Below are 22,830 nucleotides of genomic sequence, written 5' to 3'. Positions count from 1 at the left end.
GTCAGATGCTCTCATCTGCAGAGTGAGACCTGATGGAGTCAGCGGAGCCCACCTCGCCCGCGTCTGAAATGTCCTGTATGACTGACAAAGTGTTCCCCGCCTCCGCACGTCGACGACGTATGGGGGCGCGGCTGATCACGGGTGTGGTGCTTCTCACATCGCTGGTTTTGGCCGTCGATCTGGTCGTCACGAACTCACATTCGGCGCGTGGCGCGACCACAGCGGGCCTCGACGTCGGCAACCTCTCACGCACGCAGTTGACCCCGTCGCTCACGCAATTACAGAAGCGAGCCGCGCAGCCCGTCACCGTCAGGACCCCGTCGGGGACCGCGGTGGTGGCGCCGCACGAACTCGGACTCACCTTCGACGCCGATGCGACCGCCGAGCGTCTGATGCGGCAACCGCGCAGCCTCTTCGACCGCGTGGCGTCGTTGTTCGGACGCACACGCGACGTCGAACCGGTCGTCGACGTCGATCGGGCGCGCTTGAACGCGACGCTCGATGCGCGCAAGGCCGATCTGGAGAAGGCCGCCGTCGAGGGTGGTGTTCGTTACCGCGGTGCCACTCCGGTCGCGGAGATGCCGAGCAAGGGGCTCCGCGTCGTGCGCGAGGGTGCTGCCGACGAGTTGGCCGACCATTGGCTCGACGACACCGGTCCGATCGATCTCCCCATGGAGCCGTTCTCGCCGACGGTGTCGGCCGACACGGTGCGTCGAACAGTCGACGGCCCGGCCACCCGCGCGACGTCGGCGTCGCTGGCCGTCACGGGAACCGACGGGGCGCGGACGCGGTTGAGCCCCGACGATCTGGGCGCAGTGCTGCGCTTTGTGGCCGACGGTCGCGGTGGACTCGTAGTCCGCGCCGACGAGAAGGCGGTGTCCAAACGTGTGGGCGCAGACCTGGGCCGTACCGAGCGAGCACCCGTCAGCGCGACGTTCCGGTTGAGCGGCGGCAGCCCGCAGGTGGTGCCCGCCCGCGACGGCGCACGGATCGACTGGCGAAAGACGACACAGACCATCGTCGACGCCGCGCTGGCCGACGATCGGCCCGACACGGTGAGCGCCACCTACCTGGTGCGCACACCGAAGGTGACGACCGACAAGGCCAAGAGTCTCGGTGTGAAGGAAGTGGTCTCGGAGTTCACCACGGGCGGCTTCTCGTCGGCGTCGGGCGAGAACATCAGGCTGGTGGCCGAGCAGGTCGACGGTGCCGTGGTGCTGCCGGGCGAGACGTTCTCGCTCAACTCCTACACCGGTCCACGCGGTGAGGCGCAGGGCTACGTGACGTCGACGATCATCGATCACGGCAGGCCGTCGAAAGCGGTCGGCGGTGGGATTTCGCAGTTCGCGACGACGCTGTACAACGCGTCGTACTTCGCAGGCCTCGAAGACGTCGACCACACCGAGCACAGCTACTACATCTCGCGTTATCCGGAGGCGCGTGAGGCGACAGTCTTCGAAGGCGCGATCGACCTCGTCTTCCGAAACAACACCCGCCACGGAATCCTGATCGAGACCGGCTGGACGACCTCGGGTGTGACCGTACGCATGTGGAGCACCAAGACGGTCGACGTCGAGTCGATCACCGGCGACCGCTACGCCTACACCTCACCCTCGGTGGTGGAGTTGCCGCGCGGCGACGACTGCTTGGCCGACAACGGGATTCGCGGCTTCACGACGTCGAACACGCGGGTCATCTCCGACGCCGCCACCGGCGCCGAGATCAGCAGGCACACCCGCACGGTGAAGTACGACCCCGAGCCGATCGTCCGCTGCGTCTGACCGTCGACCGTGCGCTCGAGACTGCCGACTGGGCGCTCGAGACCGTCGACTGGGCATCTCGCGCCGGGTATCTCGCGCCAGGAATTTCACGCCAGGGCTACGGCGACCACGAGCGCGACGAGTGCTGTCGTCTGCAGTGAGATGCGCGCCGGAAGCAGGGAATCCCAACGGGTTTGGAGTTCGCGAGCGTCGTCGGGCAGGGTTCCGCCCAGTGCGGCCGCCTTCTGCAGGGTGTTGATCGGCTTGGCCGCAGTTGCGTAGAGGCCCAGCCACAGCACCAATGCGATGGTGGCGACGAGCGTTGCGACTGCGGCGGCGTAGTGAGCAGTGATCAGCGAAATCACTGATGCGACAACAGCACTCACCAGGCCGGTGATGCCGGCGACGGGCAGCCGTCGGTCGCCGAAGTAGTGGCCCCAGCCTGCGACGGACGTCATCGTCGCATCGTCGAGCTTGGCAAGCACCGACTTCATGATGACGCCACCGAAGACGTCGATGCCGTAGATGATCGCGTTGGTGAGGATCGAGATCCCGGCGACGATCTGGATGATTGCTGAACTCATGACCTGCTCCTGATGGGGTGCCTATTCCGACGACCTGTCATGAATCTAACAGCGATAGATGTACATATCAATGACAGTTTCGGATGACGATGATAAATTGAAGCCATGGGTGCTCAGGAACGGCGTGCACGTGAGCGGGCAGCTCGGCACGAGAAGGTGATCGACGCAGCGCGGACGCTCGCCGAACGCGAGGGATGGGCAGCGGTCACGACGCGGCGGCTCGCCGACGAGATCGAATACACCCCGCCCGTCCTGTATCAGCACTTTCCCGACGGTCGCGACGGGATCGTGACTGCCGTTGCGCTGCAGGGATTTTCAGAGTTTGCGCGCGCCGCTGACGCTGCGCTTGCCAACGTCGACGAGCCGGTCGCGGCGCTGGTGGACTGCTATGTCGCCTTCGCCGAGAAGCATCCGGCCACCTACGAGGCGATGTTCGCGTTACCTGTCGGTGTCACGTTCGCTGCCGACGACACCCCGGAGGTCATGCGTGATGCGTTCGCGCCGTTCCTGCGCGCGCTGGGCGCGGATGAACCAGACGTCGGTGTCAACGCCGAGTTGCTGTGGTCATCCCTGCACGGCATGTGCACGCTCGCGCGTCAGCACCGCCTCGATCCCGCGCTGGTCTCCCAGCGACGCGACCGTCTCGTCGCGATGTTCACCGATCGGGCGCCGTGAACCTCTGAGGATCCGCGCTCCCGAGCGATCGCTCGGCCCCACTGTTATCCGCGACACAGTACGTCGTAGGCTGTCGACGTGGATATCAACGGAGCAAGTGCAATCGTGACGGGTGGGGCGTCGGGCATCGGCGCCGCAGTGGTTCGCCAGTTGGCTGCCAAGGGCGCGAAGGTCGTCGTCGCCGACCTCAACGCCGACAAGGGTGGACTGCTGGCCAAGGAAGTGGGCGGCGAGTTCGTCTCGGTCGACGTCACCGACACCGCCGAGATCGAAACCGCTGTCAACCAGGCGAGCGAGCTCGGCCCGCTCCGCGTGCTGGTCAACTCGGCGGGCATCGGCTGGGCGCAGCGCACCGTCGGCAAGGACGGCGAGTTCGCGTCGGCGCACAACCTCGACGCATACAAGAAGGTCATCGCGATCAACCTGATCGGCACCTTCGACGCCATTCGTCTCGCGGCCACCGCGATGAGCCGCCTCGAGCCCACCGAGACCGGTGAGCGCGGCGCGATCGTCTCCATGGCCAGTGTCGCGGCATTCGACGGCCAGATCGGTCAGGCCGCCTACTCGTCGTCGAAGGGTGGCGTCGTGGGCATGACGCTCCCGGTCGCACGCGACCTGTCGGCTGTCGGCATCCGCGTCAACACCGTGGCTCCCGGCCTGATCGACACCCCGATCTACGGCTCGGGCCCCGACTCCGAGGCATTCAAGGCCAACCTCGGCAAGAACGTCCTGTTCCCGAAGCGACTCGGCGAACCGGACGAGCTCGCCTCGATGGTCATCGAATTGGTCAGCAACTCTTACATGAACGCCGAGGTCGTCCGCGTCGACGGCGGCATCCGGATGCCACCGAAGTAGTAGACGGCGTCGGGGTCACCCCGGACCACTCTCACAGGGCGAGAACTCCCACCGCACGAGTCGGCGGTGGGAGTTCTCGCGTCTCGAGCTGGTGTCAGCCCTGGCCGATGCAGTGTGCGCGGATCACACTGGACCCGTGGGCGATCCGCGCTTCTTCCGGATGACGAGTCGCTGGCGTCTGCCCTTCGCCCGAACGGCGGTCTTCGACGCGTTGGCCGACGCCGATGCCTACCCGACGTGGTGGCCGCAGGTTCACGACGTCCACCGCGTCGACGAACGGTCGGGCACTGCGAGGCTGCGTTCGCTTCTCCCGATGTCGTTGTACGTCAGTGCGGTCGAAGAAGTTCGCGACCCCCGACGCGGAATCCTCCGCGCGACCCTTACCGGTGATCTCGTCGGCTGGAGTCAGTGGTGTGTGTCGCAGACATACGACATCACCACCGCAGACTTCACTCAGGAAGTGTTGCTCCGCAAGAAGACCCCCGCCTGGCTACTGACAGCGTGTCGTCCGCTGTTGGCGCTCAACCACTCTCACATGATGCGCGCGGGCAACAACGGTCTGATTCGACGACTCGGTGAGGCCGGCTGAACTCCACGCGGACTGATCGATCCGCGGCGTTGCCGGGTGCCGGCTGCTACTCGGATCTGGAGAATGTGTGTCCAATCGATAAAAGTGGGTGCTGCAGCACCCACATCCTTCGATTCAACACACATTCAGGCCCTGTCTGCAGCGGTGCTGGCCGACCGGCCGGAAAAGCCCCAGGACAAATACCGCGGCCCCGCAACCGAATCCGGTTGCGGGGCCGCAGTATTGGTTTGTGACGCTTGTCGATCAGCGGATCAGAAAGCCGCTTCGTCGAGCTCCATCACGTCGTTGTCGATGTTCTCGACGACGCCGCGGACCGAGGTCAGCAGCGGCAGCATGTTCTTGGCGAAGAAGCTCGCAACCGCGACCTTGCCGTCGTAGAACGCCTTGTCGCCATCGGCGGCACCCTCGTCGAGCTTGGTCAGTGCGACCTCGGCCTGCTTGAGCAGCAGCCAGCCGATGAGCAGATCGCCGACGGCCATGAGGTAGCGCACCGAGCCGAGGCCGACCTTGTAGAGCTGCGTCGCGTCTTCCTGCGCACCCATGAGGTAGCCGGTCAGCGTTGCGGTCATCGACTGCACGTCCTCGAGTGCGGTCTTCAGCAGCGCGCGCTCGGTCTTGAGGCGACCGTTGCCGGCCTCCGAGTCGATGAACGTCTGGATCTGGCCCGCGACGTGTGCGAGAGCCTGGCCCTTGTCGCGAATGATCTTGCGGAAGAAGAAGTCCTGCGCCTGGATGGCCGTGGTGCCCTCGTAGAGCGAGTCGATCTTCGAGTCACGGATGTACTGCTCGACCGGGTAGTCCTGCAGGAAGCCGGAGCCGCCGTAGGTCTGCAGCGACTCGGTCAGCGTGCCGTAGGCGCGCTCGGAGCCGACGCCCTTGACGATCGGCAGGAGCAGGTCGTTGACGCGGTGAGCCATGGCGGCATCGGCGCCGGAGACGATCTGGGCAGCAGCCTCGTCCTGGTGCGACGCGGTGTACAGGTACACGGCGCGCAGACCCTCTGCGTATGCCTTCTGGGTCATCAGCGCACGACGCACGTCCGGGTGATGCGTGATGGTCACGCGCGGAGCGGTCTTGTCGGTCATCTGGGTCATGTCGGCACCCTGGACACGCTCCTTGGCGTAGTCGAGTGCGTTGAGGTAACCGGTCGATAGGGTCGAGATCGCCTTGGTGCCCACCATCATTCGAGCGTGCTCGATGACGTCGAACATCTGCGCAATGCCCTTGTGGACCTCGCCGACGAGCCAGCCCTTGGCCGGAACGCCGTGCTGACCGAAGGTGACCTCACACGTGGCCGAGACCTTCAGGCCCATCTTGTGCTCGACGTTGGTGACGAAGACGCCGTTGCGCTCACCGAGCTCGCCGGTCTCGTGGTCGAAGTGGAACTTCGGAACGAAGAACAGCGAGAGGCCCTTGGTGCCGGGGCCCGCGCCCTCGGGGCGAGCGAGTACCAGGTGGAAGAGGTTCTCGGTCATGTCCTGATCGCCCGAGGTGATGAAGCGCTTCACACCGTCGATGTGCCAGGTGCCGTCTTCCTGCTCCGTTGCCTTGGTGCGGCCTGCGCCGACATCCGATCCGGCGTCGGGCTCGGTCAGCACCATGGTGGCGCCCCAGCCGCGCTCGGCGCAGATCTGCGCCCACTTCTTCTGCTCGTCGGTGCCGTTGTCGTAGAAGATCTCCGAGAATCCTGCGCCCGCGGAGTACATGAACAGCGCGGGGTTGGCGCCGAGGATCATCTCGCCGAGCGCCCAGTACAGCGAACGCGGAGCGGGCATGCCGCCGAGGTCCTCGTGCAGACCGACCTTGTCCCAGCCGGCCTCGATGTAGGCGTTGTACGACTTCTTGAACGCCTCGGGGATCGTGACGCTGTGCGTCTCGGGGTCGAAGGTCGGGGGATTGCGGTCGCCCTCGGCGAACGAATCGGCGATGACGCCCTCTGCCAGGTTCTTCACCTCGCGGAGCATGTCGACAGCGGTCTCGTGGTCGAGATCGCCGAACTCTCCGGACTCGAGGACCTTGTCGAGTTCGAACACGTCGAAGAGGTTGAACTGCAGGTCGCGCATATTGCTCTTGTAATGACCCATTGCTGGTTCCTTCTACTAGACCTGGCATATAAGCCGCGGGCTGACGATCGTCGGGAGTGCCGAGGTGAGCGTCGGGAAAGCGCATGATCTGGACGTTGACGCGGACACCAAGTTACTCGCCAGTAACCCCAGTTTACCGCGAGGCGCAACACACTCACAACCTCAGCGCATGTGAGCGTGCTCGCAATTGCAAGCAGTGCGGTAAGAAGTCTCGACGCAGGTCGGTCAGAGACCTCCGCGCAGGTAGGACAGGTCGGCGGGTATGCCTTCCGCGGGTGTTTCCAGAATCAGTGGCGCGTCGGCGATGCGGGCGACCTCGACGAGGACGTCGGGATCGATGTGACCCGACTCCAGATTCGCGTGGCGGTCGCGGCCCGAGTCGAACTCGTCGCGCGAGTTGTTCAGGTGAACCAGGTCGATACGGCCGGTGATGGCACGCACGCGCTCGACCAGTCCGACGAGGTCTTCGCCGCCGGCCCACGCGTGGCAGGTATCGAGACAGAATCCGGCCTGCTCGAAATCGCCGACCGCATCCCATAGCCGGTCGATGGCCTCGAGGGTTCTGGCCATGGCGTGATCGCCGCCCGCGGTGTTCTCGATGAGGATCGGAACACCGAAGCCGCCCTTGTCCTGCTGACGGTCGAAAAGCTTGCGCCAGTTGGCAAATCCCTCTGCGGCGTCTTCACCATCGCGAAGGTGGCCGCCATGAACGACGAGGCCGAAGGCCCCCAGCTCGGCTGCGGCGTCGGCTTGCTGTTCGACGGCCTTGCGGGACGGCATCCGGAGTCGGTTGTTCAGACTCGCGACGTTGATCTGATAGCTCGAATGGACGACGACGTCGATGGGCGACTCACGGATCTGCTGGGCCTCCGGATGTGGCTGAGGCTTCTTCCAGCTCTGCGGGTCGGTGACGAACATCTGGAAGACGTCGATACCGAGTTCTTCTGCGGTCTCGAGTGGTGCGGCGTCTTCACGCAGGTGGGCTCCGATGCGCATGACGCCAACGATAGTGAACCGCTCGCTGGCGACTTTCGCGGGCAGCCTGGCGCGTGCGCAGTCGTGGCAACTGCTCAGTCGTGCGTGTGCTCAGTCGCCGAGTCCCGGCTCGGTTTCGATGGTGATCGGAACGCCGCTGGCGATCAACAGCCGACACGGCGCCTCGGTGTCGCGGTAGAGGTGTAGCCACTCGTGACCCGAGCCGTGCTCGTAGACCTTGTCCAGTGCGCGGTTGAGTCGGGCCTCCGCCTCTTTGGTGATCAGGTAGCGCTGATCGCCGTAGCGGAGAAAACGATTGGGCATGAAACCTCCCGGCGCCTACTGCCACATCGCTGTGATGCGTATCACCAGTCTAGGAAGTCTTTGCTGTGGATGCGCCATCAACGGGTGGCAAACACCCCGTAACCGTCCGGTGTTCACTAGGCTGACAAACAGTTAAGGATGGACGTCGTTCCATCGTGTTTGTCGAGTGCGATGCGTCAGCATCTCATTCGACCGATGGAATCAGGATTGTCCGCTTGAGCGTAGAAGACGCGGTACGGCCTCCGAGGCGAGGCGCAGGCGACGACGATTCGGACGAGCCGGCAACCATGGCGCCTGTTCTCGACGACGTCGCCGACGCTGCGGAACTCGAAGCCGAGCCGGAGAAGCGGCGCGACCTGACCATGGTCAGACGCATCGCCATCGTGGCGTGGGTTGCGTTCATGGCCTACGAATTCTCCGTCTACGGCCTCGCCTTCGACCGCACGCGCCTGATCGTGCTGCTGTGTCTCGGGCTGTTCGCCGCGAGTATCGGCCGCCGTCGAGCGATCACCGTGCTCCTCGACTGGGCGCCGTTCGCGCTCATTCTGATTCTCTACGACTGGACGCGGGACGTCGCGCGGATCGTCGACATGCCGACGCACTGGCACCTCGCCGCCGACGTCGACCGTGCGATGTTCGGCGTGGTGCCGACAGTCTGGCTGCAGGGCCACCTGAAAGAAGCGTCGGCGCCGTGGTGGGAGATCGTCACCAGCGTCGTCTACATGTCGTACTTCGTGGTGCCGTACGCCGTCGCCGCTGTGCTGTGGTTGCGCGACCGTTCGTCGTGGCGTCGTTTTGCGGCGTGCTTCGTGGCAGCGACGTTCCTCGGACTTGTCGGCTACACGCTTGTGCCTGCCGCGCCGCCCTGGGCTGCTGCACGGTGCACCGCGGAGCAGGTTGTCGACGGTCCGCGCGACGCAGAGTGCATGACGACACCTGAGGCGACGACGCCGGGCGGCATCCTCGGTCCGACCGACCCGCAGCATCCGGGTGCGCAACCCTACGTCGAGCGCATTTCGGCGCGCGGCTGGGAGTACCTCAATATCCACGTGGCGTCGAACCTGATCGAGGTGGGACAGGGCAAAGCCAACCTGGTCGCGGCGATCCCGTCGCTGCACGCGGGCCTGACGATGCTGCTTGCCCTGTTCATGTGGCCACGGGTGAAAGCTCTGGGCAAAACGCTGTTCATGGGCTACGCGTTCGCGATGGCGTTCACGCTCGTCTACACCGCGGAGCACTACGTCTTCGACATATTGCTCGGATGGGCACTGGCCGCGTTCGTGATCGCCGTCTACACGCTGATCGACCGCCGATTCATCCTCCCGCGTCAACGACGCCGCGCCGAGCAGGAGAGCGCCGAGCAGGAAAGCGGCGCGGCAGCCTGAGCGCTCACGCGCCGGTATTCTGGTCGCCGTGGCCGCATCGCGTAGACGGGTGAGTGGTCGCCGACGTTTCGTACAGCGCTTGGCGGCGAGGCCCGCACGTATTGGATTCGCGGGCCTCCTCGTGTTTGCCGTCGTCGTGATGCACGGCCTCCTCGGCCCGACCCATGCCGAGTCCCGCGCGATGCCTCCCGCGCACGCCGAGATACAGATGATGCAGTCGGCTGGTGCCGACGCGGGCATGTCGTCTGGCGATCACTGCGCCGTCCTCGGGCACCACTGTCTGTCGCTGCGCGCCATCGACTTTCCCACCATCGAGCCCGCGATCGTCGCAATCCTGGTGTTCGCCGCACTACTGCTCGCGATGGCTGCGGTATGGATGCCGGCTGTTCGCCAGCTCGGCCGTCCGCCTCCGTGGGCGATCCGTGATCACTTGTGTCTGAACGTGATTCGCTGCTGATTCGACGACGCCAGGTCCCGCTTGCACCGGGGCCGAGTCCAGCAGGTCACCACAGACAAGGAAACCAGTATGTCCAGCAACACAATTCGTCGTACCCGCATGCTCGCTGCCTGCGCTGGTGTCGCCGTAATCGTCGGGATCGCGGGCTGTTCGACGTCCGAGAGCGGGTCTGACAGCGCATCCGGTGAGGCGTCGTCGACCAGTGCGGACGCGAGCCGAAACGCCTCGTCATCGCAGAGTGCGTCGGCCGAATCGACCACGCACAACGCCGCCGACGTGACGTTCAACCAGATGATGATCCCCCATCATCAGCAGGCCATCGCCATGGCCGATCTCGTACCGTCGCGCACCGACAACACCGCGGTTCGCGAGTTGGCGACGCAGATCAAGAACGCCCAACAACCCGAGATCAACCAGATGACCGAGCGGTTGAGGTCGTGGGGTGTCTCGACAACTCCCGAATTGCAGAGCGCCCAGGACCACGGCTCCATGGATCACGGCTCTATGGACCACGGTTCGATGGATATGGGTGACGGTGCCGGGGGCATGGGCATGATGTCCGAGCAGGAGATGACTGCCATGGAGAATGCGCGCGGCCAGGAGTTCGACACGCTCTGGCTGAACGGAATGATCGCGCATCACCAGGGCGCTATCGACATGGCCAAGACCGAGCTGGCCGACGGGATCGACCCTGCGTCGCGAGCGCTTGCCGAGCAGATCACCACGTCGCAGCAAGCCGAGATCGACCGCATGCGCTCAATGCTCGGTCAGTGAATTCGACGGCCCGATCGGCGAGTAGGTCGGCGACCGGGTCGGGAATGATTCGGCCGTGAGAAGAGTCGACGGTCGGTGGGTGCACGCGGTGCGCTCGCCGACCGTCGTGCTCAATCCCGCCGCAGCGGCAACCGCATCAGGTAGACCTGGTATCCCACCGACACCGAGTACGTGAAGTACAGCGTGCTGCCCTGAGACCACGGGTGGATAAAGGGCGCGTATCCGGTCAGCGGGTTGTTCATCGGCACGACCAACTCACCAGACGTCCAGGGGCCAACCGGGTCGTCGGCGGTCCGCATCACCACACCGTTGTCGCTTTGGCCCAGCGAGATGAACTTACCAAGATAGCTGTTGTAGGCCACCGACATCTCGCCGGTCGGTGCGGGCATGACGGGGGTTGCCGCAGATGGGTTGCCGCGCACCCAGTTCCCGTAGGAGAAGTAGTCGTAGGCGCCGAGGTTCTCGATGTCCTTGGCGTTCACCCGCGCGACGTACACCGCGCCGAAGCGGCCGTCGGGAGTCCCGTAGGTGTAAACGGTATCGCCGACCTTGAGGAACGCTGTCATCTGGAATTTCTTGTTTCCTCCGCCGTTGGGGCGGAAGGCGTTGAGTGCGCGCCAGTTGTTGCCGTTATCGTCCGACGCGACGAGTCCCGACCAGTTGGTGTACCAGACTCCCGGCTGTCCCCAGTGCTTGACCGACATCACGCTCATGTACTGCCTGCCGTTTGCGGCGACACCCGCGGTCGGGATGATCGTGATCTCCTTGCGCAGATCAGGTTTCAAAAGGCGCTTGGCCTGTCTCGGGGGACCGGCGTGGCTGGTGAAGGTCATGCCGTCGGAGAGGTTGCGGTCGGTGCTGCGGAGCAGTGCGTTGGACTGCCAGTACCAGAGCTGTCCGTAGAGCAACGACCACCCGTTGAACGTCTGGGTGTCGCCGAACGCGGCGAGGATTTCACCCCTGCCGTTGTCCCACATCGTGCCGAGGTCGGTGCCGTAGATGTTGTAGCGGCCAGGGGTGTCGTTGATCGAACCGGGTCCGGTCAGGCGCGCAACTGTGGTCGCTGCGCCCGCGGCGTAGGTGGCGGCCGGTGCTGTCGGAGCCACCACCGTGCCGATGGTCACCGTCGTCGCAGCGACTGCGACGACGGTCGCCATGACTCGTTTTCGCGCCGCCACGCGCACCTTCCGACCACTCCAGCCCAGTGACATGGCGTGACCCTATCAAGACCTAACGGTTACATCTCGTTGTAATGAGCGGTTCTCTCCGATTAGCAGACAATTACGCCTCACGATATCGATCGGTGAGATCGACGCTGGTGAAATCGATCTCCGCGGCGGCATTGTTGACCGCGGTGACAGTCCCCATTCCGAACATTCCGTGCGAATCAAACAGTCCGGCGGTACCGATGGAAATGCCGTCACTCTCGATGTGGCTGTCCGCCTCGACGCCCACCCAGTCGCCCTGCGGGAGACAAGCAAGTTCGACGGTGAGGTCGCAGTTGATGAAGCCGATACCGCTCGATCCCCAGTTCGTGACAAGACTCGTCGACTCCGCAGCGGTCACCGCCTTCACGAAAGCTGTCACTTGTTCGCCGTCGATTGCGGGCAGCGGATGCGACCAGAGCCGCTTGCGCCCACCGTTCTGATGCGCGCCCATGTCGGTGTTCCACGCGCCGTTCGACGGCCCCGCGGCGTCGCGGACATCTGTGTCTGAGGCATCTGCTTCTGGAACACCTGCTTCTGGAACATCCGACGAGAAGCGAGACATGACATCCGAGGCACCGATGGGCTCGGTCGGCGGTCGGAAGGTGACAGCCTCGTCGGGCCGCCGCCACCGCGTGCCCGGCGGGTTCGCAGACGTCCGGAGGAACACCGCCGTCGCCCGTGCCACGACGACCTCTTCGGCGCTGGAGTCGCCAGCATCCGAGTCGCCGGTGCTCGCGCCCCCAAACTGCACAGCGCCGTCGAACTGCACAACGTCGAGCTCTGCGACCCTGATTCGACGACCCGCGCGGACGAGTCGGCCACGGGTGAATGTCGGTACCTCTCGCGCCACTTTGAACATGTCGATCGTGAACCGCGCAGGTCGAAAACCGTCCTCGCCGAACTGCTGCTCGACGCGGTGCGCGGCAAGAGCGCACACCGCGGGCCCGTTGAGCGTGCCGGGAGCCCAGAGGCTCAATGCATACGAAGTGGGGGTCACGACGCCGTTGTCGGACGACGCTGCTGAGCTGTTTGGGGTGAAAAATGAGCGGGTTTTTGACACGAATCACTCTTACTCGGACACAGACGCGTGCACGGAACCGCCCCCTCGAGCAACGCGCTTTCACTCAGTTGCGTCTGAATCCCGTCACAACGACCGCTGCGGGGATAAGGTAACCGCATGACCTTTGCGCCGTATGCAAAACAGATCCCTGACGAATTGATCAGCTCTATTCGGACCGCCATGATCGTGACATCGATCATCGGCATCGTGCTTGGCATCATCGCGGTTGTGTGGCCTTCGGCAACGGTGGTCGTGCTCGCGGTTCTCTTCGGTATCGCGCTCATTGTTGCGGGCATTTTCCGCATCTATGTGGCGTTCGCTGCAAAGTTCCTCGGAACGGGCTGGCGCATCCTTACCGGAATACTTGGCTTCCTGGTTCTGGTCATGGGCGTCATTGCCCTGTTCAGCCCGGCGAATGCGGTCTGGTTCCTCGCGCTCTTCATCGGTTTCGCTTGGCTTTTCGACGGAATCGGCGACCTGGTGACCGCGTTCTCGAAGACCGCGCACGCCCCGACCTGGTACCTCATCCTCACCGGCGTGATCTCGATACTGGCAGGTCTCGTGCTGCTGATCGGCTCGTCGATGTGGGCGCTGAGCGTGCTGGTGTGGGTCGCGGGAATCTTCCTCATCGTGATCTCGGTGATCACGCTGTTCAACCTCCCCAAGAAGGTCTCCGACCAGGCGGTCTGACCGCCCCTCTTGTCCTCGAGCGGTGGCTCCCCGGCAACGGGGAGCCACCGCTTTTCGTTGGACGGCCGGTCCGGGACTCAGTCGTGCCAGGGGGCGATGGGATTGCCCTGCCAGCGGGTGTGCGCGGGCACGACGTCGCCACGCATGACCAACGACGCGGGGCCGACGGTCGCCGATTCGCCGAGGCCGGACGCGGGTAGCGCGACGCAGTGCGGTCCGAGCGTCGCGCCGTCGGCGAGAACCACGCGGTCGATGGCCATGACCCGATCGTGGAACAGGTGCGTCTGGACGACGCAGCCGCGCTCGACGGTCGCGCCCGCACCGAGCGACACGAGGTCGGCCTCAGGGAGCCAATAGGTTTCGCACCACACGCCCTTGCCGATCTGGGCGCCGAGAAGCCGGAGCCACACATTCAGGACCGGAGTTCCGGTCGCGGCGTTGGCAAACCACGGTGCCGCAACGGTTTCGACGAAGGCGTCGGAAAGCTCGTTACGCCACACAAACGAACTCCACAGCGGATGCTCGGACACTTCGATCCGGCCGACGACGGCCCACTTCGCCGCTGCCGCAATGCAACACGCGATGGCACCGCACAGGATCAACAGCAGGCCGCTGACCAGACCGGCGATCGCGTAGTTCGCCTGTTGGGCGATGTACTGCAGGCTCAGCAGCATGAAGATGCCGAGACCGAACGAGATCATCACCGGGATCAGTCGCAGCGTCTCGATCACTGCGCGTGCCACTTTGAGGCGCACGGGCGGATCGAACGTCCTCGACGTGTCGGTTGTCGCGGCGGTGCGTCGAAGTCGAATCGGTGGACTACCAAGCCAACTCGACCCCGACTTGGCTCGGTCGGGTGCGGCCGACAGCACGGCGACGAGACCGTTCTTGGGTACCTTGCGGCCTGGCGCTGCCATTCCGGAGTTGCCGAGGAACGAGCGTTTGCCGATCTTGACGTCGTCGATGTGCATCCAGCCGCCGCCGAGTTCGTACGACGCGACCATGGTGTCGTCGGCGAGGAACGCGCCGTCGGCGATGGTCGTGAATTTCGGCAGCACCAGCGCCGTCGAAATCTCGGTGCCCTTGCCGACTTTCGCGCCGAGAACGCGGAACCACCACGGTGTCAGCAGGCCGGCGTAGAGGGGGAACAAATAGGTGCGGGCGGAGTCGAGCAGTCGCTCGGTCATCCACACCTGCCACCCGACGCGCGAACGCACCGGGTGATAGCCCTTCTCGAGACCGAGTGACATCGCGCGCACGAGGATTGCGGTGATCGCGGCGAACACAGCGAGGCTGACGATGGTCGCGGCGGGTAGCAGGATCAGCGAACGGATTGCGACGTCGCGGAGCCGGTCGGCGTGCAGCGCCCATGTCCCGATGACGAGCAGCCCGACACCCAGGGAGATCAGTGGGATCGCAGCGAGAACCATCGACGACAGCCCGTAGAGCGGGACCCAGATGCTTGCGCGACGGGGACGGTGATCGGGCCACGAATGCGTCGCCTTACCGATCTTCACCGCGGGCGATCCGGCCCAGTGCTGCCCGGCCTTGACTCGACCGAACACCGCAGATCCGGGGCTGACCTCAGCATCCTTGCCGACGACGGCGCCGGGGGCGAGCGTCGACCGCGCACCGATCGTCGCACCGCGCTTGATCACGATCTCGCCGATGTGGACGAGGTCGCCGTCGATCCACCAGCCAGCGACGTCGACCTCTGGTTCGACGGACGCGCCGTCGCCAATGGTCAGTTTTCCGGTCACAGGTGGAATCGTGTGCAGGTCGACGCCGCGCCCGACGGACGAGCCGAGCGCGCGTGCCAGATAGATCATCCACGGCGCACCCGACAGGTTGGCGGCGCCACTGGCGACGAGCAGTCGCTCGGCGACCCAGAGTCGAATGTGCACGTTGCCGCCGCGAGGATAGGTGCCCGAATCGACGCCGCCGAGCAAGATGCGCGATCCGATCGCGGCAATGACCATCCGGCCGGGCGGTGTGATGAAGATGAGGAACGCGACGAGCACGACCCACCAGTTGACCTCGACGAGCCAGGGCACCGACACATCCAGCCTGCGGGCGGCCCACGCACCGATGTTGTTGACGACGCCGAGCCACGTCGCCCATTGCAGTCCGGTCAGCGTCGACAGCGGCACCGACAGGAGTAGTTGCGCGACACCGGTGGCAGCGGGGGTCGGTTTCACCTCACGCGGGTCGACGACCTCCGCGGCTGTCGTCTCGCCGAGGAACTCCGCGAGTGAGCCCAACCGCGGGTGGTCGTAGAGGTCGGCGACGGTGATCTCGGGGTAGCGCTCGCGCACTGCCGTCACCAACTGCGCCGCGGCGAGCGAGCCGCCGCCCTCGGCAAAGAAGTCGGTCCCTGCACTCGTCACGGTCGCGCCGAGAACATCTGTCCACCTCGCAGCCAGCCACGCTTCGGTGCTGCTGAGGTCGCTTGCGTCCTCGTCGTCGGAGTTGTCGGTGCCCGGTAGCGGCCACGGGAGTGCGTCGCGGTCGACCTTGCCGGACGTCCTGGTCGGCAGTTCGTCGACGAGCGCGAGTCGCGGCACCATCGGTGCCGGAAGTTGTTCTGCGAGAAGGCTATGCGCGTTGGCGACGTCGAACTCGGGGTCGGCGGAGACGAGGTAGCCGACGAGCAAACTGTTGCCCGCGGCTGTCTTTCGGACCGCGGTCGCCGCGCCGCTCACTCCGGGCAGGTGCTGGAGTGCGTTGTCGATCTCGCCCAGTTCGATTCGCCTGCCGCCGACCTTGACCTGATCGTCGGCGCGACCTCCGAACACCAGGCCCTCACGGTCGAGGCGTACCAGATCGCCGCTTCGATAGGCGCGGTCCCAGCCGAGAGTTGGCATGGGAGCGTACTTTTCAGCATCCTTGGCCGGGTCGAGATAGTGCGCGAGGCCGACGCCGCCGATGATCAGCTCACCGGTTTCTCCTTCGGCAACGGGCAGTCCGTCGGCTCCGACGACGGCGAGATCCCAACCGGGTAGAGGCAATCCGATGCGGACCGGGCCGGGGCCACCCAGGAGAGCCGCACATGCGACGACTGTCGCCTCGGTGGGGCCGTAGGTGTTCCACACTTCGCGGCCATCGACGGCGAGCCGGTCGGCGAGTTCGGGCGGACACGCCTCGCCGCCGAAGATCAACAGTCGAACGGCTTCGAGCGCCTCCGGGGGCCAGAGTGATGCGAGGGTCGGCACCGTCGACACGACGGTGATGTCGCGCGCGACGAGCCACGGCCCGAGGTCCATGCCGCTGCGCACCAGCGACCGAGGTGCGGGAACCAGGCATGCTCCGTGACGCCACGCGAGCCACATCTCCTCGCACGAGGCGTCGAAGGCGACAGACAGGCCTGCGAGTACCCGGTCGCCCGGGCCGAGCGGTTCGTCGCGGCAGAACATCGTCGCCTCGGCGTCGACGAATGCGGCGGCGTTGCGATGCGTGACCGCGACGCCCTTGGGGGTTCCGGTCGATCCCGACGTGAAGATGATCCACGCGTCGTCCCCAGGGGTCGGGCGGTTGGCGTCGGATGAGGCGGCCGTGGCTGTTGATTCCGGGGCTGCTGGGTCAGGAGTGAGGGAAGCGGCGGCGGGGTCGGGGGATGCACCGGCCGTGACGTGAATTCCCTCAGCGTCGGCGATCGCGTCGACTTTCGCTTCACCGAAGACCAGCGTCGCGCGTTCTTCCGGGTCGTCTGCGTCGACCGGAACGTAGGCGGCTCCCGCGTAGAGCACCGACAAGATAGCGGTGTAGAGGTCGCGTGAACCGGACGGCATCCGGATGCCGACTCGCGAACCACGACGCACCCCGAGCTGCTCCAACCGTGCCGCGCCGCGTCGTACTACGGCGGTGAGCTGCGCATATGTGAGGATTTGGTCGCCGTCGTCGATGGCGGGAGCGTCGGGGTACCGCGCGGCGGAGGCGTCGAGGATGTCGCACAATGTGCGTGGCGGTGCCGCCTGAGCCGACAGTAGAAACTCGGAGGGAATGGAATTGGGCAACCCGAGAGGACGCGAATCCGTGTCAGTCACGCCGGGTACCGCCGATTCTCGAGAGTGAATGTTGACCCTGATGCGGATGCGTACGCATCACATGGTGTCGCTGACATGGCTGCTGTGGAGTGTCCTAGCTCTCTGATTTGCGCGGCTGGTGAGATCGCGCTCGGAAATCCCGGCGCCAGACTGTCGGTCTCCCGAAACGGGTGTAGCTTCACATTCATCGGTTCCGAACACACTGTAGGTAGTTGCACTGTAGATATCTCACCGTGGGAAACCTCGCGGGAGCACTCTGTGCAGGAATACTAGCCAAGGGAATTCGGCCCGTGGTTGCCGTCGACGCCGCCACACGATTCTGATCGCGCATCACTTTCTCGCGGTTGGGTTGGGGTGAGGAGAAACAGCATGCCAATTGTGCATCACCGAAAGGCGAGTGCGCTCTCGTACCCACTGTGGTTTGCGACTCGTGCACTCTTGAAACCAACGCTCGCGGTGTGGCCGTTGAACAGGCCAGGGTTGGCCGGACTCTTCTTGATCGATCGTCTGTTCGCCGGAGCGCCAGAACCGAGACACGTTGTTCGTGAGCAGATGGAGCTCGCAGGCCGACCCACAGAGGTGGTCATGCCGAGCGGACCGTCGCGGCGCGACGCCGATACCGCGATCCTCTACCTCCATGGCGGTGCATTCGTCGTCGGAGGTCTGGGAACACACCGCTCGATTGTCGCCCGACTCGCGAAGGCGTGCGCGCTGCCGGTCTTCTCGCTCGAGTACCGCCAGCTGCCGAAGGCGGGCGTCGGGACATCGGTCGACGACGCCATGGCCGCCTACCGCGAACTGCTCAGCGAGCGCGGATACCGACGGCTGATCGTCGCGGGCGACTCCGCGGGCGGCTTCTTGGCGATGAAGGTCGCCGAGGGCACCTACACGGCCGGTCTGCCGACACCGGTGGCCCTCATCGGGTTCTCCCCGCTACTCGACCTCGACCTGGGCACCAACCCCGACCGCTGTAGCCGTTCCGACGCCTATCTGCCGATGAGCAAGATGGCTCGCCTCGTCCCGCTGCTCGACCGGGGTCCGATCCCGTTGCGCGGTGCTCGCCGCGCCGCAGACATCGATGCCGAGGCGTTCCCACCGACGGTGATGATCACGGCAGAGAACGAGATGCTCGAAGCCGACGTGATCGAACTGATCGAACGGCTCGACGAGGCGGGAGTCGACGCCGTCGCGCACAGCTACTCCTGGCAGGTGCACGCGTTCCCGGTCATGAACGCCCGCCACACCGAGACGCTGCACGCCGTCGAGACCACCGCCGCCTTCACCACGCAGGCGGTCCGCGACGCCAAGGCCGCCGACGAGCGCGACGCCAAGGCGGTCGGCTGAGCGGACGCCGCTGGTCGAGCCGAGCCGCTGGTCGAGCCGAGCCCGCTGGTCGAGCTGCGCCCGCTGGTCGAGCTTGTCGAGACCACCCCACCGCTGGTCGAGCTGCGCCCGCTGGTCGAGCTTGTCGAGACCACTCCCCCCGGCGTCGAACGCCCAACCCCGCGGCGTCGAACGCCCAACCTCCCGGTCGTCGACGTAAGCGCGGCGTCGAACTGCCATAGTGGAGAGGCGCGGCAGACATCCCGCGCGGCGTCGAGAAACAGGTGGTGGACAACGGTGAGTGCGACTGCGTCACATTCGACTGGGGCAAGTAAGACCAAGACGGTCGGAGAGCTCTTCGGCTTCGACAGGTTGCTCGACGACCAGGAGCGGGCGATCGTCGACACAGTTCGCGACTTCGGCGCCAAACGTCTGCGTCCCCACGTCGGCGAGTGGTTCGAGGACGGCACGCTTCCCGTCCGAGACCTCGCCCGCGAGTTCGGCAAGCTCGGCCTGTTCGGCATGCACCTCGAGGGATACGGCTGCGCCGGAACGTCTGCGACCGAGTACGGGCTGGCCTGCCTGGAGGTCGAGGCCGTCGATTCAGGTCTGCGCAGTTTCATGTCGGTGCAGGGATCGCTCGCGATGTTCGCGATCCGCGCCTTCGGCAGCGAAGAACACCGCGAAGAATGGCTGCCCAAGATGGCTGCGGGCGAGGCGATCGGTTGCTTCGGCCTGACCGAACCCGACTTCGGCTCGAACCCGGCGGGCATGCGGACCGTCGCGAAACGCGATGGCGACGACTGGGTCATCAACGGTTCCAAGATGTGGATCACGAACGGCAGCGTCGCCGACGTTGCCATCGTGTGGGCGCGCACCGATCTCGAAGAGGGATCGCGCGGAATTCGTGGATTCGTCGTCCCCACGGATACCCGCGGCTTCCGGTCGATGGTGGTCAAGCACAAGCTGTCGCTGCGGGCGTCGATCACCGCCGAGCTGTCCTTCGAGGACATGCGGTTGCCGGCTTCAGCGATGCTGCCCGAGGTGACCGGACTCAAGGGTCCGCTGAGTTGCTTGAACGAAGCGCGGTTCGGCATCGTCTTCGGTGTCGTCGGCGCGGCGCGCGACTGTCTGGAGAGCGCACTCTCCTACACCGCCGACCGCGAGGTCTTCGACAAGCCGCTGTCGGGGTACCAGATCAGCCAGACCAAGATCGCAGACATGGCACTCGAGGTGGGCAAGGCATTCCTGCTCGCCATCCAGTTGGGGCGCATCAAGGACGAGACCAAGATCGCACCCGAGCAGATCAGCCTCGGCAAACTCAACAACGTCCGCGAAGCGATCGCCGTTGCCCGAGAGTGTCGAACACTGTTGGGCGCCAACGGAATCACACTCGAATACCCGGTGATGCGGCACGCCAACAACCTCGAATCCGTGCTCACCTACGAAGGCACAAGCGAGATGCACCAACTGATGATCGGCAAGGCGCTCACCGGACAGGATGCCTTCCGGTGACCAATCCCCAATTCCAGCGCGCCGCACAGGGTTTCTCCCGCGGCATGGTGATCTTCGGTTCCGTCGTGCTGATGGTGTGCGTCGGGCTGCTCGTCGTCAACTGGTGGAACAACCAGCAGTGGCTGTGGGTGGTACTCGGCATCGGGATCATCGTCGTGAACATCGCGATGGTCGGGCTCACGTTCCGCAAAGCCAAACTCGCCCCGCCCATTCCGGACCGCCACGACGACGAGGACTAACGCTAAACGGACCGGTCCGGGCCGACCTGCTGGTTGAGCAGGCCGCGAGCGCAGCGAGCAGCCGTGTCGAAACCGCTACGCGCTCTGCCCGCTTACCCCGCTGGTCGCCTTCCCGCTCGCTGTTGAGCGAGCTCACCCCGCTGGCAGGCAGTTCCATCCCGCTGGCTGGCCAGCCGCCCCGCCGGCAGGCCGTCCCCTCCCGCTGGTTGAGCAGGCCGCGAGCGTAGCGAGCAGCCGTGTCGAAACCACTACGCGCTCAACGTCTCCGGGCGGCACTCCGCCTGCTGCTCGGAGCTCGCGTCGGCGAACTGTGTGCGATAGAGCTGCGCGTATCGTCCGTTGGCCGCCAATAGTGTTCGGTGATCACCGCGTTCGACGACGCGCCCTGCTTCGATCACCACGATCTGGTCGGCGGCACGGATCGTCGACAACCGGTGCGCGATGACGATCGACGTGCGCCCCTGCAGTGCCTCAGCCAACGCTTCCTGAACCGCGGCTTCCGACGTTGAGTCCAGGTGCGCGGTCGCCTCGTCGAGGATCACGACGGCGGGGTGTGCCAACAGGAGTCGCGCGATGGTCATGCGTTGACGTTCGCCGCCCGACAATCGATACCCGCGTTCGCCGACGATCGTGTCCAGGCCGTCGGGCAGGCTCGCGACCAACTCGTCGAGCCGCGCTCTGCGGAGCGCGTCCCAGATGGCAGCGTCGGATGCATCTGGTTGAGCCAGAACGAGATTCGCGCGGACGCTGTCGTGGAATAGGTGTCCGTCCTGGGTCACCAATCCGACATTCCGGTGCACCGATTCGCTGCGCAGGTCGCGCACGTCGACGCCGTTGAGGCGGATGGCGCCCTCGTCGACGTCGTACAGGCGGGTGGCAAGACTCGCGATCGTCGACTTGCCCGCGCCGGAACTCCCCACCAGCGCGACCATCGAGCCCGCCGGGACGTCGATGTCGACGTCGTGCAGCACCTGAGTCCCGCCCCGACTGTCCAGTTGCGCAACCTCTTCCAGCGAGGCCAGGGAGACCTTGTCGGCCGATGGATAGCCGAAGGAGACGTGGTCGAATCGGACGCTCACACCGTCGTCGGCGTCGGGAACGTCGGTGGCGTCGGGCTTGTCGTCGATCAGGGGCGCGAGATCGAGCACCTCGAAGACCCGCTCGAAACTGACCAGCGCACTCATGATTTCGACTCGCGCGTTCGCGAGTGCGGTGAGTGGCGCGTACATGCGCGTCAGCAAGAGCGCCAGTGCCACAACGGCTCCCGCGGAGAGGTGTTGATGCACTGCGAGCCAGCCGCCGAGTCCGTAGACGAGCGCGAGTGCCAACGCCGACACCAACGTCAGTGCTGTGATGAAGACGCCCTGCAGCATCGCGCGTCGCACGCCGATATCGCGGACCCTGTCTGCGCGCGTGGCGAATTCACGACTCTCCAACGTCGGACTGCCGAACAGCTTGACCAAGGTCGCGCCAGGTGCCGAGAAGCGTTCCGTCATCTGTGTCGACATCCGCGCGTTGTGCTCGGCTGCCTCATGGGAGAGGGCGGCCATCCGTCGAGCCATGCGGCGTGCGGGAATCACGAAGACGGGCAACAGAACCAACGCCAACAGGGTGATCTGCCAGCTGATCGCGAACATCACGCCGAGCGTCAACGCCAACGTCACGATGTTCGACACCACACCCGAGAGCGTGTCGCTGAACGCGCGTTGCGCGCCGATGACGTCGTTGTTGAGTCGGCTCACCAGCGCGCCGGTTCGGGTACGCGTGAAGAACGCGACGGGCATCTTCTGGACGTGGTCGAAGACCGAGCGTCGTAGATCCAGGATCAGCCCCTCACCGATGTGCGCCGACAACCAGCGCGTGCCGATTCCCGCTGCGGCCTCGGCGACGGCGATCAGCGCGATCAACACCGCGAGTCCGACGATCGTCCCGCCCGATCCAGCCTCGCTGATCAGATTGACCACGCGCCCTGCCAGGATCGGCGTCACCACCGTCAGCACCGCGGTGCACACCGACAGCGCGAGGAACACCCCGATACGGGCGCGGTGTGGGCGCGCGAAGGTCATGATGCGACGCAGCGTGCTTCGTCGGTCACCGCGCAGCCGCTTGCGCGACGGCGAGTTCGACGACTTGTACATCATGTCCCAGGCGACGGACTGCATACTCATGAGTTCAAGAGTAGAAGCTCAAGTAAGGTTTAAGTCCAGCCGTGCGTTGCGCTAATAGCGGACGGGCCAAGTCGGCCCATCGCAGAGCGCTGCGTGTCATACCCACAGTCGAGAATGTGAGT

The 22,830-nt window shown here is 65.2% G+C and carries 19 protein-coding genes; 11 read left to right on the top strand and 8 right to left on the bottom strand.

Going from position 1 to position 22,830, the window contains the following annotated elements; translation table 11 throughout:
* Positions 1-77 precede the first annotated feature (77 nt).
* Entirely contained in the window at positions 78-1,781 is a 1,704-nt protein-coding gene (locus RND64_RS21300; RefSeq protein ID WP_235434432.1) for a VanW family protein, read from the top strand.
* An 86-nt stretch (positions 1,782-1,867) separates the two neighbouring features.
* Here RND64_RS21300 and RND64_RS21295 read toward each other — a convergent pair whose 3' ends face one another.
* On the bottom strand, positions 1,868-2,344 hold the full coding sequence (locus RND64_RS21295; RefSeq protein ID WP_049700371.1) for a hypothetical protein: 477 nt from the start codon (positions 2,342-2,344) through the stop codon (positions 1,868-1,870).
* 105 nt (positions 2,345-2,449) lie between these two features.
* On the opposite strand from RND64_RS21295, the gene RND64_RS21290 reads away from it, so the two are divergent.
* From RND64_RS21290 to RND64_RS21280, 3 genes are all read left to right on the top strand, one after another.
* The gene (locus RND64_RS21290) at positions 2,450-3,019 is read left to right on the top strand and encodes a TetR/AcrR family transcriptional regulator (protein ID WP_049700372.1); all 570 of its coding nucleotides are present in this window, start codon (positions 2,450-2,452) and stop codon (positions 3,017-3,019) included.
* A 78-nt stretch (positions 3,020-3,097) separates the two neighbouring features.
* Positions 3,098-3,874 (top strand): SDR family NAD(P)-dependent oxidoreductase, encoded by a 777-nt coding sequence (locus tag RND64_RS21285; RefSeq protein ID WP_049700373.1) that lies wholly within the window; start codon positions 3,098-3,100, stop codon positions 3,872-3,874.
* Positions 3,875-4,010: 136 nt separating this feature from the next.
* The gene (locus tag RND64_RS21280; protein ID WP_235434433.1) at positions 4,011-4,463 is read left to right on the top strand and encodes a hypothetical protein; all 453 of its coding nucleotides are present in this window, start codon (positions 4,011-4,013) and stop codon (positions 4,461-4,463) included.
* A 251-nt stretch (positions 4,464-4,714) separates the two neighbouring features.
* Here the strand turns inward: RND64_RS21280 and RND64_RS21275 are convergent, their stop codons facing one another.
* From RND64_RS21275 to RND64_RS21265, 3 genes are all read right to left on the bottom strand, one after another.
* The gene (locus RND64_RS21275) at positions 4,715-6,547 is read right to left on the bottom strand and encodes an acyl-CoA dehydrogenase (RefSeq protein ID WP_005209041.1); all 1,833 of its coding nucleotides are present in this window, start codon (positions 6,545-6,547) and stop codon (positions 4,715-4,717) included.
* A gap of 225 nt (positions 6,548-6,772) precedes the next feature.
* A complete protein-coding gene (locus tag RND64_RS21270; RefSeq protein WP_049700374.1) occupies positions 6,773-7,543 on the bottom strand; it encodes a deoxyribonuclease IV in 771 nt (256 codons plus the stop codon).
* Between the two features lie 90 nt (positions 7,544-7,633).
* The gene (locus RND64_RS21265; RefSeq protein ID WP_049700375.1) at positions 7,634-7,846 is read right to left on the bottom strand and encodes a hypothetical protein; all 213 of its coding nucleotides are present in this window, start codon (positions 7,844-7,846) and stop codon (positions 7,634-7,636) included.
* A 287-nt stretch (positions 7,847-8,133) separates the two neighbouring features.
* Between RND64_RS21265 and RND64_RS21260 the strand changes: the two genes are divergently transcribed.
* The 3 genes from RND64_RS21260 (at position 8,134) to RND64_RS21250 (ending at position 10,462) form a co-directional block, all read left to right on the top strand.
* Entirely contained in the window at positions 8,134-9,231 is a 1,098-nt protein-coding gene (locus tag RND64_RS21260) for a phosphatase PAP2 family protein (protein WP_049700376.1), read from the top strand.
* A gap of 28 nt (positions 9,232-9,259) precedes the next feature.
* Entirely contained in the window at positions 9,260-9,688 is a 429-nt protein-coding gene (locus RND64_RS21255; RefSeq protein ID WP_235434434.1) for a hypothetical protein, read from the top strand.
* 69 nt (positions 9,689-9,757) lie between these two features.
* Positions 9,758-10,462, top strand: a complete 705-nt coding sequence (locus RND64_RS21250) for a DUF305 domain-containing protein (RefSeq protein WP_083444456.1) — start codon at positions 9,758-9,760, stop codon at positions 10,460-10,462.
* A 110-nt stretch (positions 10,463-10,572) separates the two neighbouring features.
* Here RND64_RS21250 and RND64_RS21245 read toward each other — a convergent pair whose 3' ends face one another.
* Both RND64_RS21245 and RND64_RS21240 read right to left on the bottom strand, forming a co-directional pair.
* A complete protein-coding gene (locus RND64_RS21245) occupies positions 10,573-11,673 on the bottom strand; it encodes a DUF4185 domain-containing protein (RefSeq protein WP_235434435.1) in 1,101 nt (366 codons plus the stop codon).
* 70 nt (positions 11,674-11,743) lie between these two features.
* Positions 11,744-12,667, bottom strand: a complete 924-nt coding sequence (locus RND64_RS21240; protein WP_235434436.1) for an acyl-CoA thioesterase domain-containing protein — start codon at positions 12,665-12,667, stop codon at positions 11,744-11,746.
* A gap of 180 nt (positions 12,668-12,847) precedes the next feature.
* Here RND64_RS21240 and RND64_RS21235 point away from each other — a divergent pair, with 180 nt between their 5' ends.
* On the top strand, positions 12,848-13,420 hold the full coding sequence (locus RND64_RS21235; protein ID WP_049700378.1) for an HdeD family acid-resistance protein: 573 nt from the start codon (positions 12,848-12,850) through the stop codon (positions 13,418-13,420).
* Positions 13,421-13,497: 77 nt separating this feature from the next.
* Here RND64_RS21235 and RND64_RS21230 read toward each other — a convergent pair whose 3' ends face one another.
* On the bottom strand, positions 13,498-17,463 hold the full coding sequence (locus tag RND64_RS21230; RefSeq protein WP_200903285.1) for a Pls/PosA family non-ribosomal peptide synthetase: 3,966 nt from the start codon (positions 17,461-17,463) through the stop codon (positions 13,498-13,500).
* Positions 17,464-17,832: 369 nt separating this feature from the next.
* On the opposite strand from RND64_RS21230, the gene RND64_RS21225 reads away from it, so the two are divergent.
* The 3 genes from RND64_RS21225 to RND64_RS21215 all read left to right on the top strand — a co-directional run bounded on the left by RND64_RS21225 (position 17,833) and on the right by RND64_RS21215 (position 20,540).
* On the top strand, positions 17,833-18,807 hold the full coding sequence (locus RND64_RS21225) for an alpha/beta hydrolase (protein WP_049700379.1): 975 nt from the start codon (positions 17,833-17,835) through the stop codon (positions 18,805-18,807).
* A 276-nt stretch (positions 18,808-19,083) separates the two neighbouring features.
* Positions 19,084-20,301, top strand: a complete 1,218-nt coding sequence (locus tag RND64_RS21220; protein WP_049700380.1) for an acyl-CoA dehydrogenase family protein — start codon at positions 19,084-19,086, stop codon at positions 20,299-20,301.
* Positions 20,298-20,540 (top strand): hypothetical protein, encoded by a 243-nt coding sequence (locus RND64_RS21215; protein WP_049700381.1) that lies wholly within the window; start codon positions 20,298-20,300, stop codon positions 20,538-20,540. The genes RND64_RS21220 and RND64_RS21215 overlap by 4 nt, the downstream gene beginning before the upstream one ends.
* A 248-nt stretch (positions 20,541-20,788) precedes the next feature.
* On the opposite strand, the gene RND64_RS21210 is transcribed toward RND64_RS21215, so the two are convergent.
* Positions 20,789-22,708, bottom strand: a complete 1,920-nt coding sequence (locus tag RND64_RS21210; RefSeq protein ID WP_049700382.1) for an ABC transporter ATP-binding protein — start codon at positions 22,706-22,708, stop codon at positions 20,789-20,791.
* Positions 22,709-22,830 lie beyond the last annotated feature (122 nt).

This window comes from Gordonia sp. w5E2 (assembly GCF_036540975.1).
In the GTDB taxonomy this organism is placed as follows: Bacteria; Actinomycetota; Actinomycetes; order Mycobacteriales; family Mycobacteriaceae; genus Gordonia; species Gordonia jacobaea.
Note: the sequence above shows the minus strand (reverse complement) of the source record. Positions and strands in the feature narration are given on the sequence as shown.